General features: G+C 65.1%; 18 protein-coding genes. 5 read left to right on the forward strand and 13 right to left on the reverse strand.

Features of this window, described 5'->3' with window-relative positions; genetic code table 11:
- Positions 1–42: 42 nt before the first annotated feature.
- Positions 43–1,257, reverse strand: a complete 1,215-nt coding sequence (coaE, locus tag AC5RV1_RS01630) for a dephospho-CoA kinase (RefSeq protein ID WP_493993243.1) — start codon at positions 1,255–1,257, stop codon at positions 43–45.
- 73 nt (positions 1,258–1,330) lie between these two features.
- On the opposite strand from coaE, the gene AC5RV1_RS01635 reads away from it, so the two are divergent.
- Together AC5RV1_RS01635 and AC5RV1_RS01640 are read left to right on the forward strand one after the other, a co-directional pair.
- The gene (locus AC5RV1_RS01635) at positions 1,331–2,020 is read left to right on the forward strand and encodes an IMPACT family protein (RefSeq protein ID WP_493993244.1); all 690 of its coding nucleotides are present in this window, start codon (positions 1,331–1,333) and stop codon (positions 2,018–2,020) included.
- Positions 2,004–2,507: a GNAT family N-acetyltransferase gene (locus AC5RV1_RS01640; protein WP_493993245.1), complete on the forward strand. Its 504-nt coding sequence runs from the start codon at positions 2,004–2,006 to the stop codon at positions 2,505–2,507. The genes AC5RV1_RS01635 and AC5RV1_RS01640 overlap by 17 nt, the downstream gene beginning before the upstream one ends.
- Before the next feature lie 115 nt (positions 2,508–2,622).
- On the opposite strand, the gene rpsA is transcribed toward AC5RV1_RS01640, so the two are convergent.
- The 3 genes from rpsA to polA all read right to left on the reverse strand — a co-directional run bounded on the left by rpsA (position 2,623) and on the right by polA (position 8,404).
- Complete coding sequence (rpsA, locus tag AC5RV1_RS01645; protein WP_013600871.1) at positions 2,623–4,101, reverse strand: 30S ribosomal protein S1; 1,479 nt, start codon at positions 4,099–4,101, stop codon at positions 2,623–2,625.
- Positions 4,102–4,316: 215 nt separating this feature from the next.
- Positions 4,317–5,615, reverse strand: coding sequence for a GNAT family N-acetyltransferase (locus AC5RV1_RS01650; protein WP_493993246.1), 1,299 nt, complete (start codon positions 5,613–5,615; stop codon positions 4,317–4,319).
- A gap of 146 nt (positions 5,616–5,761) precedes the next feature.
- On the reverse strand, positions 5,762–8,404 hold the full coding sequence (gene polA, locus AC5RV1_RS01655; protein WP_493993260.1) for a DNA polymerase I: 2,643 nt from the start codon (positions 8,402–8,404) through the stop codon (positions 5,762–5,764).
- 220 nt (positions 8,405–8,624) lie between these two features.
- Here polA and AC5RV1_RS01660 point away from each other — a divergent pair, with 220 nt between their 5' ends.
- Positions 8,625–9,086 carry a hotdog fold thioesterase gene (locus AC5RV1_RS01660; RefSeq protein ID WP_493993247.1) on the forward strand — a complete coding sequence of 154 codons (462 nt, stop codon included), beginning with the start codon at positions 8,625–8,627 and terminating at the stop codon, positions 9,084–9,086.
- 3 nt (positions 9,087–9,089) lie between these two features.
- Here the strand turns inward: AC5RV1_RS01660 and AC5RV1_RS01665 are convergent, their stop codons facing one another.
- The 6 genes from AC5RV1_RS01665 to AC5RV1_RS01690 form a co-directional block, all read right to left on the reverse strand.
- Positions 9,090–9,644: a dihydrofolate reductase family protein gene (locus AC5RV1_RS01665; RefSeq protein WP_493948241.1), complete on the reverse strand. Its 555-nt coding sequence runs from the start codon at positions 9,642–9,644 to the stop codon at positions 9,090–9,092.
- Positions 9,645–9,719: 75 nt separating this feature from the next.
- On the reverse strand, positions 9,720–9,941 hold the full coding sequence (locus AC5RV1_RS01670; RefSeq protein ID WP_256247702.1) for a hypothetical protein: 222 nt from the start codon (positions 9,939–9,941) through the stop codon (positions 9,720–9,722).
- Positions 9,938–11,263, reverse strand: a complete 1,326-nt coding sequence (locus tag AC5RV1_RS01675) for an inorganic phosphate transporter (protein ID WP_493948240.1) — start codon at positions 11,261–11,263, stop codon at positions 9,938–9,940. The genes AC5RV1_RS01670 and AC5RV1_RS01675 overlap by 4 nt, the downstream gene beginning before the upstream one ends.
- A gap of 166 nt (positions 11,264–11,429) precedes the next feature.
- On the reverse strand, positions 11,430–11,939 hold the full coding sequence (locus tag AC5RV1_RS01680; protein ID WP_493993248.1) for an HAD domain-containing protein: 510 nt from the start codon (positions 11,937–11,939) through the stop codon (positions 11,430–11,432).
- 16 nt (positions 11,940–11,955) lie between these two features.
- On the reverse strand, positions 11,956–12,642 hold the full coding sequence (locus tag AC5RV1_RS01685) for a hypothetical protein (RefSeq protein WP_493993249.1): 687 nt from the start codon (positions 12,640–12,642) through the stop codon (positions 11,956–11,958).
- A 55-nt stretch (positions 12,643–12,697) separates the two neighbouring features.
- Positions 12,698–13,135 carry a VOC family protein gene (locus AC5RV1_RS01690; RefSeq protein ID WP_493993250.1) on the reverse strand — a complete coding sequence of 146 codons (438 nt, stop codon included), beginning with the start codon at positions 13,133–13,135 and terminating at the stop codon, positions 12,698–12,700.
- Between the two features lie 161 nt (positions 13,136–13,296).
- On the opposite strand from AC5RV1_RS01690, the gene AC5RV1_RS01695 reads away from it, so the two are divergent.
- Positions 13,297–13,917, forward strand: a complete 621-nt coding sequence (locus AC5RV1_RS01695) for an L-threonylcarbamoyladenylate synthase (RefSeq protein WP_493993251.1) — start codon at positions 13,297–13,299, stop codon at positions 13,915–13,917.
- 4 nt (positions 13,918–13,921) lie between these two features.
- On the opposite strand, the gene ligD is transcribed toward AC5RV1_RS01695, so the two are convergent.
- The gene (gene ligD / locus AC5RV1_RS01700; protein WP_493993252.1) at positions 13,922–14,944 is read right to left on the reverse strand and encodes a non-homologous end-joining DNA ligase; all 1,023 of its coding nucleotides are present in this window, start codon (positions 14,942–14,944) and stop codon (positions 13,922–13,924) included.
- A 69-nt stretch (positions 14,945–15,013) separates the two neighbouring features.
- Between ligD and AC5RV1_RS01705 the strand changes: the two genes are divergently transcribed.
- A complete protein-coding gene (locus AC5RV1_RS01705) occupies positions 15,014–15,691 on the forward strand; it encodes an alpha/beta hydrolase family protein (protein WP_493948235.1) in 678 nt (225 codons plus the stop codon).
- A gap of 62 nt (positions 15,692–15,753) precedes the next feature.
- On the opposite strand, the gene AC5RV1_RS01710 is transcribed toward AC5RV1_RS01705, so the two are convergent.
- Together AC5RV1_RS01710 and AC5RV1_RS01715 are read right to left on the reverse strand one after the other, a co-directional pair.
- Positions 15,754–15,912: a hypothetical protein gene (locus AC5RV1_RS01710; RefSeq protein ID WP_493993261.1), complete on the reverse strand. Its 159-nt coding sequence runs from the start codon at positions 15,910–15,912 to the stop codon at positions 15,754–15,756.
- 146 nt (positions 15,913–16,058) lie between these two features.
- The coding region (locus AC5RV1_RS01715; RefSeq protein ID WP_493993253.1) for an ATP-dependent helicase C-terminal domain-containing protein at positions 16,059–16,689 on the reverse strand (631 nt) is incomplete at its 5' end.

The raw sequence follows: 16,689 nt of genomic DNA on the forward strand, positions 1-16,689 counted from the left end.
CGTCCGTTACGGGCGAACACCCGCCGGATCTTCGGGCCGGCCTCAGGATGGGTAGGACGGCGGAGCCCACCCGGTTTCCGTCGCCCAGGCAGACATTTGCGGCCACGCAACATCCGTGAACCAAGGCTCCTTGGCCTCGGCATACGCCCTGGTGCTGGCCGAGCCGGCAAAACGCCCGGCAAGATCTGCCTTGTGCGCTGCATACAGCCGGAGCGCGGCCGGGTCATCCCGCAACCAGTCCCGGAACATCAGGGCGTAACGCCAGCCAGGCGAGCCGGCAACGCGGACGTGGATGTTGACCGGCCGGCCGGGATCGGCGTTGGCGTGGAACCGTTTTTGCCACTGCCGGGGATCCGGCTCCGCCGGTTTGGGCGTATCGGACCCGGCGCCGGGAACAAGGGGGAACCCGGCGTCCGCCAGCAGTGGCGCAGCAGTGTCAGCAACGTCCAGGCCGGACACCGCAATCTGCAGGTCGATCACGTCCTTCGCGGCCAGCCCGGGGACGGACGTGGAGCCGATGTGGTCCACCGCCAGGATGAGTCCAGGCGCCGCCGTCGTCAGCCTTGCCGCTATCCTGGCCGCCTGTTTCGCCCACTCCTCCCGGTACGGTTCCAGGACAGGCCCGCCGTTCCTTGCCGCGCGCGTCCCGGCAGCCAGGTTCCGCGCAAAGGGCACCAACCGCCCGTCCCAGAGTTCGTCCACCTGCTTCACCAGGTCCTCCAGGCTCCCCGAATTGTCGAGGACGACGTCGGCCGCGGCCAAACGATCCTCCCTGCCCGCCTGGGCATCCATGCGTAATTGCGCGGCCTCCCGGCTCATTCCGCGGTGATCAAGCATCCGCTGCAACCGCACGTCGTCCGGCGCATCCACAACCAGGACGAGGTGGAAGTTATTGCCCTGGCCGGTTTCCACGAGCAGCGGTATGTCCTGCACCACCACGGCATCCACGGCGGCGGCTTCGACCATGGCTGCGGCGCGGGCCCGGACCAGCGGGTGGACGATCCCGTTCAGCGTCGCCAGGCGTGCAGAGTCCCCAAACACCAGGGCGCCGAGTTTTGGCCGGTCCAGCCGGCCGTCAACGCCCAGGACCTCCTCGCCGAACTCAGCCACGATCCGCTCCAGGCCTTCCGTGCCGGGTTCCACCACCTCCCGCGCGAGCGCGTCAGCGTCCACCAGCACTGCCCCGCGTTCCCTGAGCCGGGAGGCGACAACTGACTTTCCTGAGGCGATTCCACCCGTCAACCCAATTTTCAGCACTCCACCACACTATTGCCTTGCCGCCCCCTGGCGTCGTGGGCCCACGGCCGATGCCGCAACTAGACTGGGGCGGATGCAAGAGCCAGACAGCAGGACGACCGCCTACACCACCCTGGCGTCCGGTCCGGACTTCCGCCATGAGATCGAGATCAAACGATCCAGGTTCATCACAGTGCTGCGCCGGGCGGACAGCGAGGAAGCCGCGAGGGACCTGGTGGCCGGCCTCCGCCGCGAGTTCCACGACGCCAGGCACCACTGCTCGGCCTTCCTTCTCGGGCCCGACCGGGACATCCAACGCTCCAGCGACGACGGCGAGCCTTCCGGTACGGCCGGCATCCCCATGCTTGAGGCCCTGGCCAAAAGGGAAACGACGCCCGGGCTGGCCGACCTCAGCGACGTGAGCGCCGTCGTCGTGCGCTACTTCGGCGGGACCCTCCTGGGAGCGGGCGGACTGGTACGGGCCTACTCGGAGTCAGTGTCCTCGGCGCTTTCCCTGGCGCCAATGGTGCGCCGCAGCAGGTTGCGGATCTGCTCTGCGGAAGTGCCGCACGCTGCTGCCGGGCGGCTGGAAAATGACCTGCGGGGTGCTGGTTTCGTGATGGCGGAAACCAGCTACGGCGCGCAGCACACTGTCCTGCGGCTGGCGCTGCCGGACGAAGCCGGGGAAATTTTGGCCGCCGCGGAGCGCCTTCAGGCACTCACCGCGGGCAGCGCCGTCCTCCAAACCGAAGGAACGGAGTGGGTGGATGTCCCCTTCCCCTGACGTGGCACTGGTGGACGTGGATGAAACAGTGCTGGAGCAGCTCCTGGAACTCGCCAAGCGCGACGCCTCCCCCGACGAAGTGGCGCCCCCGCTGGGCGGCCCGGGCTGGAACTTGGAGCGCACGGCGTGGTTCTTCAGCTATCACCGCGCCGCCGCCCACGGCCTGGACGGGGATGCAGGCGAGAAGACGTGGGGCATTCTCGCCGACGGCAGCCTTGCCGGCTCCATCCGCCTCCGCCGCGTTGAATCCGGCAACGGTGTGGCTGTTGCCGACACCGGCATCTGGCTCGGCAGGAGCTTCCGGTCCCGGGGCATCGGAACCGCCGCCCTGCGCCTGGTTCTCCACGAGGCCCGCAACGCCGGCATCGCCGAGGTTACCGCCCGGACCCTCACGGGAAACCTCGGCGCCCAGCGCGTCCTTGCTTCCGCCGGGGCAGTACTCACGCCCGACGACGACGGGACAGTAAGCGCCGTCGTCGTACTTTAAGTGCCTGGTTCCCCTTAAGCACGGCGGGCCCGTCAGTTCCGTTAACGCGACAGACCCCCTGCCGTGTGGGCAGGGGGTCTGTTGCGTTGGCCCGGAAAGTCCGGGCCGGTGGCAATTAGTTGCCTGTCAGCTTCTCGCGCAGAGCGGCGAGAGCCTCGTCGGATGCAAGCGTACCTGCACCGGCGTTGGACTCAGCAGCAGGCTCCGAGGAGTAGCTGGTGGTGCCGGAATCGCTGTCACCGGACGTTGCGGCAGCAGCATCGTCAGCAGCGTGCTGGGCAACCTGCTTCTTGTGGGCTTCCCAGCGGGTCTGGGCGTCAGCGTACTGCTGCTCCCAGGCGGCGCGCTGGTTCTCGTAGCCTTCAAGCCACTCGTTGGACTCGGGATCGAAGCCCTCGGGGTACTTGTAGTTGCCCTCTTCATCGTACTCTGCGGCCATGCCGTACAGAGCCGGATCGAATTCGGTGCTGTCGGCGTCGACGCCCTCGTTGGCCTGCTTGAGGGAGAGGGAGATGCGGCGGCGCTCGAGGTCGATGTCGATGACCTTGACGAACAGCTCGTCGCCAACGGAGACAACCTGCTCGGCCAGCTCCACGTGGCGCACGGCCAGCTCGGAGATGTGGACCAGGCCTTCGATGCCGTCTTCGACGCGGACGAACGCACCGAACGGAACGAGCTTGGTGACCTTACCCGGAACAACCTGGCCGAGGGCGTGGGTGCGGGCGAAGGTCTGCCACGGATCTTCCTGCGTAGCCTTGAGGGACAAGGAAACACGCTCGCGGTCCAGGTCGACCTCGAGAACCTCGACGGTGACTTCCTGGCCAACTTCGACAACCTCGGACGGGTGGTCGATGTGCTTCCAGGACAGCTCGGAAACGTGAACCAGGCCGTCTACGCCGCCCAGGTCCACGAAGGCACCGAAGTTGACGATGGAGGAAACGACGCCGGGACGGACCTGGCCCTTTTCCAGCTTGTTGAGGAAGGTGGAGCGGACCTCGGACTGGGTCTGCTCGAGCCAGGCACGGCGGGAAAGGACCACATTGTTGCGGTTCTTGTCCAGCTCGATGATCTTGGCTTCGATCTGCTGGCCGATGTACGGAGCCAGGTCGCGCACTCGGCGCATCTCGACGAGGGATGCGGGCAGGAAGCCGCGCAGGCCGATGTCGAGGATAAGACCACCCTTGACGACCTCGATGACGGTACCGGTGACAACACCGTCTTCTTCCTTGACCTTCTCGATGTCGCCCCAGGCACGCTCGTACTGAGCGCGCTTCTTGGAGAGGATCAGGCGGCCTTCTTTGTCTTCCTTGGTGAGCACCAGGGCTTCGACCTGATCGCCAACGGAGACGACGTCTCCGGGATCAACGTCGTGCTTGATGGACAGCTCACGGGAGGGGATGACACCTTCGGTCTTGTAACCGATGTCGAGCAGGACTTCATCGCGGTCGACCTTGACGACGGTACCTTCGACGAGATCTCCGTCGTTGAAGTACTTGATGGTGGCGTCGACTGCTGCGAGGAAGTCCTCAGCGGTACCGATGTCGTTAATGGCGACTACGGGGGTACCGGGCTTCTCGGTGGAGGTGATGGTCATGTAGTAGGGGCTCCGTTGTGGATAGTTAGTTGGTCAGGCGACCACCACTTCCGGGTACTGACCTGGAGGCGGAGCGCGGCGGATTGCCGGGTCATCCTGATTGCGTGGCGTTCAAGTGCGAACCAAAGCTGCGCACACGTAACACACGCCCGTTCATTCTAGTCGCTGCCCGCAACACGGGTCAAAAGCGGCGCTCCTGTTTCCAGGGTTACGGGTCAGAAATGGGTGAGGCAGTGTGGTGCCCGCTCGACGGCGAACATCTGCCGTGCCTTCAGCGCCGCGCCGGCCGTCTTTTCCTGGATCCGCCCTGCTGCCGTCAGCGTGACGGGGCAGACGGCACCCAGGTAGATGGAGGAAAGGGCCGAGACATCCAGCGCCAGGTCCGCTTCCGCGGTTTCCGGCAGGCGTTCGACGACGGCCTTGCCGCCATCCACAGTGAGGGCAAAGGTTCCTGCCGTGAGGCCCAGGGCGTCATGGACTTCGAAGACCAGCCGGCCGTCCGCCGGGTAGTGCCTGGCCTCCAATGCCTTGCCGGCGTCCAGGACGCGGAGCCACAGCATGTCCCGGCTGTCCGAGGAGTCGATGCAGCGGGGATCGCTGAGTGCCCATGCCAGCGGGTCATCGACCGGTGCCTCGTCCCAGGACACCCGCTCCACGAGGTCGATGGCGCCCAGGAACTGCCAGAGCTCCAGGTAGGCGTCGTTGCCGGCGGCCACCAGGTCCACCACTTCCACCGTGTACGGTTCGGTGTCCCAGCCGAGGAACTTGTAGGAGACGTAGCCGTCCACGGCTCCGTCGGCCGAGTAGTGCAGGGCAACCTTGACGGCGGGGTCCTCCTTGCCGTCGCGGCTGAGTGATCCCGACGCGAGCTGCCGGTACCATTCCTGCCGGCCGAGGGATCCGGGGGTGAGCTGGTGGACCCGGTCAAAGACCTCCGGCGCGAGCTGCAGCAGGGCCTTGGGATCTGCCACCTCCACGCTGCCCGTGGGGTGGTGCCCGAGGCTGAACCGGGCAGTGGTATCCACCTTCACCGTCCGCTCGAAGCTGGCGACACCGTAGCCGAAGCGCCCGTAGATGGTTCCCTCGGAGGCGGTAAGGGCGGCCATCGCGAGCCCGTCCTGCTTGGCGAGGTGCAGGTCCTCGCTCATCATCCGGCGCAGCAGGCCGCGGCGGCGGTGCGAGGTCCGCACGGTCACCGAGGTGACCAGCCAGGTCTCAAGGGTCCGGCCAAAACCTATGTTCAGGCTCTTGCGGAAGGTGGCAAAGGTGGCCACCGGCACGTTGGCGGGCAGCGAATTTGGCGCGACTGGGCCTGTTTGGTAGACCCCGGTTAGGACCCGGCCGTCCGTTTCGTAGGTGGCAAGGGACTTCGCAACATGCTCGGGCGTGCGGGTGGACTCGTGGAACCCAAAGGCCACCGCCCTGGCCCAGGTTTCCGCCTCGGCGTAGCCGTCATTACCTTTGGACACCGCGCCGAAGCGACGGATCTCATAGTTCCCGCTCAGATCAGCCATCGGACCGAGCCTAACCAATCCGCCCCGCTTCTGGCCAGCATCGACACGCTTCGGCGGGGACGGGGCGCGTACAGTTCCTTGAACTGTGTCCGGACGTCCTGGTTGTCCATCGCGCCCCGCCCCGTCAGTTACAGGGCGTGGCCGCGCTAGTGCCCGGCGTCATACCAGCTGGGACCAACACCGATCTGGACCTCCAGCGGGACGGTAAGGTCCGCCGCGGCGGCCATCTGCTCGGTCACGAGTTTCTCCACCGCTGCCCGCTCCCCCGCGGCGACTTCAAGGACCAGTTCGTCGTGGACCTGCAGGAGCATTCGCGACTTCAGGCCCTGCGACCGGAGTTCGGCATGGACGCCGAGCATGGCGCGTTTGATGATGTCTGCTGCCGAGCCCTGGATGGGGCTGTTGAGGGCGATGCGTTCAGCGTTTTCCCGCAGTTGCCGGTCGGTACTGGTGAGGTCCGGCAGATAGCGGCGGCGGCCCTCAATGGTGGCGGTGTAGCCGTCCACCCTTGCCTGGTCCACCACGCCACGGAGGTAGTCGCGGACGGCGCCGAACCGGTCGAAGTAGTCCTTCATCAGCGTGCGGGCCTCGTCCACGGAGATCTCCAGCTGCTTGGACAGGCCGAAGGAGGTCAGTCCGTAGGCCAGCCCGTAGGACATGGCCTTCACCTTGGAGCGCATGGCGCTGGTGACTTCGCTGGTGGGCACGTGGAAGATGTTGGAGCCCACGAACCGGTGCAGGTCCTCGCCGTCGCGGTAAGCCTGGATCAGGCCCTCATCGCCGGACAGGTGCGCCATGATCCGCATTTCGATCTGCGAGTAGTCGGCGGACAGCAGGCATTCGTAGCCCTCGCTGACCACGAAGATTCCGCGGACGCGGCGGCCTTCCTCACTGCGGATGGGGATGTTCTGCAAGTTGGGATTGTTCGAGGAGATCCGGCCGGTGGCCGCTACGTTCTGCGCGTAGGTGGTGTGGATGCGGCCGTCCTCCGCCACAGACTTCTTCAGCGACTCGAGCATCTGCCGCAGCTTGGATGCCTCACGGTGCGCCATGAGCTGGACCAGGAACTCGTGCCCGGTTTTCTCCAGAAGGTTCTTCAGCGAGGCGGCGTCGGTGGTGTAGCCGGACTTGATCTTCTTGGTCTTGGGCAGCTGGAGTTCGTCGAACAGGACGGTCTGCAGCTGTTTGGGCGACCCCAGGTTCACTTCGTGGCCGATGGCCGCGAATGCCTGCTCCTGGGCGTGGTCGATGACCCTGGCAAGATCGGCGAGCTGTTCGTCCATGCGGTCCATGTCGATGGCGATGCCGGCAAGTTCCATGTCAGCCAGGACCCGGCTGACCGGCAATTCGAGGGTGGAAAGCAGCTCCTCCGCCTTGCGCTCATTGAGCTCGGTTTCGAAGTATCGGCTGAGGGACTGCACGACGGCGGCTGCCTGGACCACTGCGTCGGCGGCGGCGGTATCGTCCCCGTCGAACGAGAGTTCCAGCTGTCCGGCCTTGGCAGTGGCGGCAGGAATTCCGACGTTGAGGTGGTGCTGGGCGAGTTCGTCGAGTTCGTAGGAGCGGCGGTCGGGCTGGATGAGGTACCCGGAAATCGAGGTGTCGTCCACCACGCCCTCCAGCTCCAGCCCCCGGGAGGTCAAAGCTTTGAGTGCAGCTTTGAATCCGTGCATCACCTTCGGCGCTTCGGGGTCGCGCAGCCAGCTGGCAAGCACGTTCTCGGTCTCCGCATCCTGGCCGGACAGGTTGATGTAAACAGCGGCATCGTCCCGGACGATGGCCAATGCTGCCGCGTCCTCACCGATCCGTCCGGGAATGAGGTCCACAGCCAGCGCGGAGCGCTGCCCCGCGCCCGCGGCCAGGAACGCTTCCAGTTCGGCGGCGGTGGCAGGAGTGGTGTACTCCGGGGCGTCGATGCTCTCCCGCTCGGCCGCCGGAGCGTCCTCGTCACTGTAGAGGGCGAAGAGCCGGCTGCGGATGGTCTTGAACTCAAGTTGGTCGAACAAATCCTCCAGCGCGGCCTGGTCCGGGCGGGGCTGGTACAAGTCATCAAGCGTGACGGGAAGCTCCAAGTCCGTATGGAGCTGGTTGAGCATACGGTTCCGTTTCACGTTTTCGACGTTCTCCCGCAGGGCGTCGCCCACCTTCCCGCCGATGGAGTCCAGGTGCTCGAGGACACCTTCGAGTCCGCCGTAAAGGTTGATCCACTTGGCTGCGGTCTTCGGGCCGACGCCGGGCACACCGGGAAGGTTGTCCGCGGTCTCCCCCACCAGCGCGGCGAGGTCAGAGTACCGGGACGGGCTGACGAAGTACTTGGCTTCGATGGCAGCAGCGTCCATCCGCGGGATGTCGCTCACGCCCTTCTTGGGATAGAGCACGAAGACGTTGTCCGTGATGAGCTGGAACGCGTCCCGGTCACCCGAAACCAGCAGGACCTCAAATCCTGCCTTCTCACCCATTGCGGCAAGGGTGGCAAGGATGTCATCCGCCTCGTAGCCCGGCAGCTTGATGGTCTTGATGCCCCATGCCTCCATGACCTGCGCGATGAGGTCGATCTGGCCGCTCATCTCCCTGGGCGTCTCGTTCCGGCCGCCCTTGTATTCGCTGTACTGGGACTTGCGGTGGGTGGTTTCGTCCGAGACGTCGAAGGCCACAGCGATGTGGGTGGGCTGCTGTTCCTTGATGAGGTTGATCAGCATTGATGTAAAGCCGTGGATGGCGTTGGTGTGCTGCCCGTTCATCGTGGAGAACTTGTCCGCGGGGAGGGCGAAGAAGGCACGGAAAGCCATGGAGTGGCCGTCCAGCACCAGCAGCCGCGGCTGGCCCGTGATGGGGACCACGGGGGCAGCAGTGGCCGAAACCGATCCGCCGGCCTGGCCCGGAACCGTGTCCTGAACAGCAGCGTCCTCAAGGGCGGTTGAGCCCTGTGGGGCGTTGTCCTCCTGCAGGACTTTGGACGGGAAAGGGGCCGGTTTGGTTGTTTCACTCACAGGTGCCAGCCTAGTTGCCATGATGGACAATTTCACGCCCGGCCCCTTCGCCGACGAGCTCACTGCCGCCGGCGTCCCGGAGCACCTGCACGGCTGGCTGGGCCAATTCGGGATAGGCGCGTTGGTGGTTAAGATGGGGATCCGCTTCCTGGAGATGAGTCCCGAGCGGACGGTGGCCACCATGCCGGTGGAGGGAAACACCCAAGTGGCGGGAATCCTGCACGGCGGCGCCCACGTGGTGCTGGCCGAGACGCTTGGATCATTCTCTGCGGGCATGCATGCCGGGCCAGGACGCCACGCGGTGGGCATCGAGGTCAGCGCCACCCATCACCGGTCCATCGCGTCGGGCACGGTCACGGGAACCTGCTCCGCGATCCACCTTGGCCGGACTCTTGCCACACACGAGATTGTGATGACGGATGGGCAGGGGCGGCGACTGTCCACCGCCCGGATCACCAATTTGATCCGGGATAACGAATAGTCGTTAATCCCCGGGCTTTGTATTCAGGAGGTAACGCAGCTCAACGATGCCCCTGCCCATGGCGCGGGAGGCAGTCAACTCAAGTGGCGGCGTCGGGCCTGTCAATGGGAGCAGCCGCTTGCCGTCGCCAAGCACAACGGGAATGACGGAGAGGATGAGCTCATCCAGCAGGCCTGCGTCGGCAAACTGCGCCGCGAGGTCTCCCCCGCCCACCACCCAGACGTTCCTGCCTCCGGCGTCTGCCTTGAAGTCGGCAATGAACTCACTGACGCTCCCGCGGATAAACGTAATGTCCGCCCCGTCCGGCGCGGTGTACTCATGCCGTGTAAAGACGTAGCAGGGGGTGTCAGGATAGGGCCAGTTTCCTGGTTCATGCTCCATCAGCCAGGCATACGTCCCGCCGCCCATAACGATGCAGCCGACGCCGGCCATGAACGTCTCATAGCTTTCCTTGCCGCCCTCAAAACCATCGAACTGCAGGAGCCAGCTCAGATCGTCTGTGGGCGTGGCAATAAAACCGTCAAGGGACGCGGCTACAAAATACTGAATCCGGGACATGGCCCCAGCTTAACCATCCGCCGCCGTCCGGCCAACGGCCCAGGGGGCAGCTCTTGCCGCGCGTCCCCGGGCGCGTTAGCCGGAGAAGTACGGGATGATCAGGTACAGGCCAAACAGCACGGCCAATCCGCACAGCCCGAAGCACACATAGGCAAGGGACCGCTTCACCCCCGGTGAAGCCTGCTGCACGTCGCCGGCAATGGCCGTCAGCCGAACGCCCAGCGAGTAGAGAACCACGACGGTCACTGCGGCTGCCAGGGTGGCCCCTGCCACGGTCAGCAGTTCCAACCATTTCATCGTTGCGCATCTTTCGTTGTAATGGCTTCGGCTTCAGCTTCGGTAGTGGCCTCGGCGCTGGTGTTGGGCTCGGCGCTGGTCTTGGCTTCAGCATTGGTGTTTGCTTCGGCATTGGCCTTCGAGTGGGCCTTGGCCTTGGCGCGCGCCCGGGCCATCGCCTTCTTCTTGGCAAAGCGCACGGCCTGGCCGGCTTCCTCCACCTCAATGGCGTTATGGTGGCCGACGGCGGACTTGCGTGAGTAGAAGAACATAAAGAGAACGGCTGCCGTGCCGGCGACGGCCGCAATCAGGACCCCTACTACGCCGGTCTTGACCAGCAGCGCAGTCAGCGCCCCCACGATGCCGGCTGCGGGAAGGGTGAAGAGCCAGCCCAGGGCGATCTTGCCCACCATGTTCCAGCGGACGCTGGTTCCCCTGCGGCCCATGCCGGAGCCGATGACGGAACCGGACGCCACCTGGGTGGTTGAGAGTGCGAAGCCGAGGTGCGAGGACGCGAGGATGGCCGACGCCGTGCTGGTCTCGGCGGCGAAACCCTGCGCAGGCTTTACTTCCGTGAGCCCGGCGCCCATGGTGCGGATGATGCGCCAGCCGCCGGCGTAGGTGCCGATGGCAATGGCAAAGGCACAGGCGGCGATCACCCAGAACTGCGGGCCGGACCCCGGGGTCTGCGTCCCGGCCGCGATCAGGACCAGGGTGATGATGCCCATGGTCTTCTGGGCGTCGTTGGTGCCGTGGGCAAGTGCAACCAGGCTGGATGTGAAGATCTGGCCGGTCCGGAAGCCGCCGCGCTTCTGCGTGAGCTTGCTGCCGGTTTCGGGATCGTGCCGTGACGTCAGGGCGTAGGCGAGGCGGGTGCAGATGTAGGCAACGATGCCGGCGATGAGCGGCGCAAAGATCGCAGGCAGGATGACCTTCTGCATAAGGCCCTCAAGATTGATGGAATTGAAGCCGATGCCGGCAATGGCCGCACCGATCAGACCGCCGAACAGGGCGTGCGAGGAACTCGACGGCAGGCCCTTCAGCCACGTGATCATGTTCCACAGGATTGCTCCCATAAGACCGGCGAAGATGATGTCCGGCGTGATCTGCACGCCTTCGGAACCTTCACGGATGATGCCACCGGAGACCGTTTTGGCGACTTCCGTAGACAGGAAGGCGCCCACCAGATTCAAAACGGCCGCGAGGGTTACCGCAGTCTTCGGCTTGATGGCACCGGTTGCGATGGGCGTAGCCATGGCATTCGCTGTGTCATGGAAGCCGTTCGTGAAGTCGAAAAATAGTGCCAGTGCGATGACCAGCGCCACCATGAAGGTGATATCCACCTGTTGCCCAATCTGCAGAGTCGACGTTCAGCAGTTTCTTTCCCCCGGCTGCCTTGCACAGCATAATTCACCAGCTGTTCGCTTGGAATGACCCTGCGTTGTTAACACGATGGGCTAACGCAACCGGCGAGAAACCTTATCGATCGTACGCGTCCTCGGCAGGAGGTCAAAACACCGGCGCCGCGAGGAAGGCGGCGACGGCGTCCAATTCCGCGGGCGAGATTCCCCGCCGGGGGTCCGGTGACAGCGTGAGCAAACGCTGGCCCATGATCCCCGCCCAGGCCTGGGCTTCCGCCTCGAACGCGAGCTGGTCATCCACCCATGCCACCGCGCCGGGTCCAGTCTCTTCCACATGGGCTTGAAGAGCACGGAGCTTCCACCAGCCGGGTCCGCTTCCGGGCCCGTCGGCTGTCAGGAAGGGCCAGCGGCCGCCGTTCAGGCCGATGGCCGGGCAGAGGTATTGGGGCGCCAGGTCCTCCCAGCTGGTGAGCCAGACGCACCGCAGCCCGGGCATGGCAGCCAGGCTGTTGAGTCCTTTGACAAGTTCAGGTGCGTACGCCACAGGCAGCAGCCCGGCATCAGCACGGATCCAAGGTGTTCCCCAGCCGGTGCTCCCTTCGGGGCCAAAGGGACAGATGACCCCGTCGACGTCAAGGTAGAGGGTTCGAACGGCCACGGCTGCTTCCGGCGGATCAGGCGTGGTGGGAATTGAAGGGCTGTGCGCCCGGGTCCAGCATCGGTGCGATTTTCTCTTCGAGAGCCGCCACGGTCACGTCGGGCAGGACGATGAGGCCGTCGAGTTCCCGGCGGGCCCGCTTGTAGGCAGCCTGGCGTTCCGCCGGGGTGGCTGCATGGTTTTCCGCGATTTTCAGCAGCTGCCGGGCGGTGGCCAGCCGTTCCCGTTCGGGACCTGTGAACTTGCTGTCCCTGAGCCGCCTGGCTTCGCGCTCGGCGACGTCCAGAGCCACACTGAAGCCATCCACAGCTTTCCGGTATGCCGCGAGGCGGGAGTGTGAGGTCATGTCCGCCGCTGCCGCCGGCCGCAGTCCGTCGGCTTCACGTTTGGCTCGAAGGAACGCCACTGTGAGGGGTTCCCGGACATCGGTCATAAGCGGGAAGTCGATCAGCTTGCCCACGTCGAGTTCGTAGTCCAGCCAGCGCTTGTTGGCGGCGTCATGGGCGGCCATCAGTGACTCCACCTCAGCGGCCGAAGCTTTCTCAGCCTCACGTGCCTGATTCTTGAGCTTGTACAGCTCCACCTTCCGCTGGTGCCGCCGGTCGCTGGCCTTGCGCCACGAGTTCGCCCAGTGACCGGCAAAGGCCAAAGCGGGGAAGACGAGCCACCATTTATCGTCAAGGATCTCAAAGAGGGACTCCACGCGTACATCGTCGCACTGCGTGGCGCCCCTCCTCAAGGAAGGACGGCTGGGCTGGTCAGCCGGCTGCCTGTCCTGCAGCCTCCGGGTTGTTGACGTTGACCAGCCAGGCGACGCCGAAGCGGTCCGTGCACATCCCGAAGACGTCGCCCCACGGCGCCTGCTCCATCGGCACCGTGACATTGCCGCCGTTGCTGCTGAGCTTTTCGTAGTAACCGCGCAGTTCGGTTTCATCATCCCCGCTCAACGAGATCGAGATGGAGGAGCCTTCACTGAACTCCATGCTGTTCGGCGTGTCGGCGCCCATCAGCACCAGGCCCTGCGTGGTGGTCAGCATGCCATGCATAATCTTTTCCGCCTCGGCCGGGTCCTCGCTGGCCTGGAACTCCCCGAAAGTGCTGAGCGTCAGCTCACCGCCGAAAACAGACTGATAGAAGTTCATTGCTTCCCGGGCATTGTCACGGAAGCCAAGGTACGGGTTGAGGGTTGTGGGCATGGCTGGATCTCCTTGAGTTGTACTGAAAGGGATGGAACCAGACAACATCCTGCCCCAATCCGGAGTCGGCGGGTAGGGGGTCATCTGCCCTGCCGGCTGCTTTGGCTACGCCCTGGCGTCAATGCGTGCGGCGGCGGGGCGGGGAACGTAGGCTCGGGTGCATGGCCAGATACTTTGACGTTCACCCGCAGGATCCCCAGCCCCGTGCCGTCACCCAGGCAGTGCGCATTGTGCTCGACGGCGGGTTGATCGCCTACCCAACCGACTCCTGCTATGCGCTGGGGGCACAGTTGGGCAACAAGGACGCCCTCGCCCGGATCCGGTCCATCCGGAAATTGGACGACAAGCACCACTTCACGCTGGTCTGCAGGGATTTTGCCCAGTTGGGGCAGTTCGTGAACATCGGCAACGACGTTTTCCGCAGCATCAAGTCCGTGACTCCGGGGAGCTACACCTTTATCCTGCCGGCCACCAAAGAAGTTCCGCGGCGCCTGCTGCACCCCAAGAAGAAGACCGTGGGAGTCAGGATCCCGGACAACCGTGTGGTGCAGGCGCTGCTGGCCGAGCTCGGCGAGCCGCTGCTCTCAAGCACTCTGCTGATGCCGGACGAGGAGGATCCGATGACTCAGGGATGGGAAATCAAAGAGCGGCTGGACCACCAGGTGGACGCCGTGATCGACGCCGGGGACTGCGGAGCCGAGCCCACCACAGTGGTGGACTTCTCCAGCGGCGTGCCCGAGGTGGTCCGCCGCGGGACGGGTGACCCGTCCCGTTTCGAGTAGGGCGCTAATCCTGCTTTCGGGCCCGGCTGGGCTGCACCCGCGGCGGTTCGCCCGGCATCTTGGGGTAGTCCGGGGGGAAGGGCATTTCCTCAAGGCCGTCCTTGAGGTCCCGGTCCCACCACTCAAGAAGGGTGTCGATGGTTCCCGGGTTGTTGTGCATGCCCGCCCAGGGATCACCGACGGTCTTAAGCCGGTCCGGCACAGTGAGGATGGTGAAGTTTTTCGGATCCGCGGTCTCCAGCTCATCCCAGGTGATGGGGCATGACACTGAGGCGTGCGGCAGCGCCCGGGGGCTGTAGGCGCCGGCGATGGTGCGGTCGCGGTTGGCCTGGTTGAAGTCCAGGAAAATCTTCTTGCCCCGTTCTTCCTTCCACCAGGCGGTGGTAACTTTCTCCGGCATCCTGCGCTCCACTTCCCGGGCCGCAGCAATCACGGCATGCCGCACATCAAGGAACTCGCGGGTGGGCTCGATGGGCGCGTACACGTGCAGTCCCCTGTTTCCGGAGGTCTTGATGAAGCAGGTAAGCCCAGCCTCGGCCAGGACCTCCTTCAGCAGCAGCGCCGCCGGGACAGCGTCGTCGAAATCGGTGCCCGGCTGCGGATCCAGGTCGATGCGCAACTGGTCCGGGTTGTCCGTGTTCGCGGTACGGGACGGCCATGGGTGGAAAACGACAGTGTTCATCTGGACCGCCCAGATGGCCGCGGCCGGTTCGTCCAGGACCAGCATGGGATGGGAACGGGCGCTTGGGAAAACCACCTTCATCGTCCGGATGAACTCCGGGGTGCCCTTGGGCGGGTTCTTGGAGAAGAACATCTCGCCGTCAACGTTGTCCTTGTACCGCTGCAGCGCCACCGGCCTGTCCCCGTTGGCGGTGATAAACGCCTCCCCCACATCGGCGAAATATCGTGCGAGGTCGAGTTTCGTGAGTCCCAGGTCGGGCCAGAGCACCCTGCTGGGACTGGAGATGCGCATCTCGCGCTCGCCGTCGGGGCCCGGAACGGTGATGGTGGTCTGTTCGCTCGCCATGGGGACAACGTACACCCCGGCTGCTGTCTGCGTTGAGATTTGGGAATCCGGGTCCGGCATGATGGAGGCATGCCTGCCTTAGAAGTGCCCCTGACCCTCGCAGTGGGCGGCGTCAATGTCTCTGCCGTGTACGCCCGCCCGGATGATCCGACCGCAACGGTTGTGGTGGCCCACGGGGCGGGCGCCGGGATGGAGCATCCCTTCCTCCGCGGGTTCACAGCGGCGCTGAATGCGCTGGGGACAGCAACGTTGCGGTTTAACTTCCCTTACCGGGAAGCGGGCCGAAAATTTCCTGACCGGCCGCCCGTCGCCGTCGCCACCTGGCGTGTGGCGATGGCCGCGGCGGCGGAGCAGGCTGCAGCCCATAATGATGCCGGCCCGATCTGGGCGTGCGGCAAGTCCTTTGGAGGCCGGATGGCATCCATGGCGGTGGCCGAGGGGATGGAAGCGGCAGGACTGGTGTACCTGGGTTATCCCCTGCATCCGCCCGGCAAACCGGACAAACTGAGGGATGAACACCTGTACGGGCTCACAACTCCCATGTTGTTCATGCAGGGAAGCCGGGATACGTTCGCAACACCGGACATCCTGGCGGGCGTGGTCTCGCGGATCGGGACCAATGCCGTTCTCGAGTGGATGGAGGGCGGCGACCACTCGTTCGTCGTCGCCGGGCGTAAGCGTTCGGCGGACGAGGTGGGTGCTTCCCTTGCCGAACCCGTGGCTGCCTTTATCCGCGGCCACTGCTGACAGCGAACTTCCAGCCACAGCAGCCGGCCCACGATGCTCCATAGCCGCCGGGGGGACAGCAGCTACACGGCGTCGTCCTGCCACCACCCTTCCCAGGCGGCAGAGCTCAACTGACCGTGGGGAAATTCGGAGTGTCCATCGCTGCCACCGTGGAATCGGCTGTCATCGTTCCGCTGGCCGTCGAGCAAGAGGTTGAGGCTGGTGAGGAGAAACATCTGCACGTCCTTATTGTGAGGGTGTGGACAACGCCGTCCAGGTGGAAACGAGCCTATCCACGGGATGTTTCAGTCCATCGACGCCAGGTTTCAACTGTGTATCAGAGATCTCACGCTGAACTTCCTGGTGCCGGAATCCGCCGGTTGAGCGGCTACTTCCTCCGCTTAACGTGTGCGGTGGCCGGGGCCGTCCAAGGATCCTCCGGCCAGGGATGCTTGGGGTATCGGCCGCGCATTTCGGCCCGGACCTGCGCGTACGGGCCGGACCAGAACGACGTCAGGTCGTCCGTTACGGCAAGCGGTCGCCGGGCCGGTGAGAGCAGGTGGAAGAGGACGGGTACGCGGCCACCGAGCAGTCGCGGTGTCTCTGCCCACCCAAAGCACTCCTGCAGCTTGACGGCCACCACGGGCCGGGCAGTGTGGTCCGCAACGTCCGGGTAATCGATCCGGACCCGCGACCCGCTGGGCACCTCGAGCCACTCCGGGGCGAGGTCATCCAGTCTGGCCGCCTCGGGCCAGGGCAGCAACCGGCGCAACGGGTCGCCGAGGGTTATGGAGCGTGCAGCCGCTCCGCCGGCGAGGGCTTCCAGCTCCGGTCCCAGCCAGTCCCCCAGCCGCGACAGCAGTGCCTGGTCCGAAACGTCCGGCCACGGCGCACCCAGCCCGCGGTGCAGGAAGGCGAGACGGCGGCGCAACGCATCTGCCGCCGTCGACCAGTCAAGGACGCCCAGGCCTCCCCGCTGCAGGGCTTCCGCTACGGCCGCGCGCCCCTCGGCGGGCGAC

It is taken from the genome of Arthrobacter sp. Hb9-2, assembly GCF_059091165.1.

Coding starts and splice junctions, on each gene's coding strand:
- AC5RV1_RS01640 (WP_493993245.1), top strand. CDS start 2,004: ATGTCCCCTTCCCCTGACGTGGCACTGGTGGACGTGGATGAAACAGTG.
- AC5RV1_RS01650 (WP_493993246.1), bottom strand. CDS start 5,615: ATGGCTGATCTGAGCGGGAACTATGAGATCCGTCGCTTCGGCGCGGTG.
- AC5RV1_RS01695 (WP_493993251.1), top strand. CDS start 13,297: ATGGCCAGATACTTTGACGTTCACCCGCAGGATCCCCAGCCCCGTGCC.
- AC5RV1_RS01635 (WP_493993244.1), top strand. CDS start 1,331: ATGCAAGAGCCAGACAGCAGGACGACCGCCTACACCACCCTGGCGTCC.
- AC5RV1_RS01665 (WP_493948241.1), bottom strand. CDS start 9,644: ATGTCCCGGATTCAGTATTTTGTAGCCGCGTCCCTTGACGGTTTTATT.
- AC5RV1_RS01660 (WP_493993247.1), top strand. CDS start 8,625: ATGATGGACAATTTCACGCCCGGCCCCTTCGCCGACGAGCTCACTGCC.
- rpsA (WP_013600871.1), bottom strand. CDS start 4,101: ATGACCATCACCTCCACCGAGAAGCCCGGTACCCCCGTAGTCGCCATT.
- ligD (WP_493993252.1), bottom strand. CDS start 14,944: ATGGCGAGCGAACAGACCACCATCACCGTTCCGGGCCCCGACGGCGAG.
- AC5RV1_RS01670 (WP_256247702.1), bottom strand. CDS start 9,941: ATGAAATGGTTGGAACTGCTGACCGTGGCAGGGGCCACCCTGGCAGCC.
- AC5RV1_RS01705 (WP_493948235.1), top strand. CDS start 15,014: ATGCCTGCCTTAGAAGTGCCCCTGACCCTCGCAGTGGGCGGCGTCAAT.
- polA (WP_493993260.1), bottom strand. CDS start 8,404: ATGGCTTTCCGTGCCTTCTTCGCCCTCCCCGCGGACAAGTTCTCCACG.
- AC5RV1_RS01690 (WP_493993250.1), bottom strand. CDS start 13,135: ATGCCCACAACCCTCAACCCGTACCTTGGCTTCCGTGACAATGCCCGG.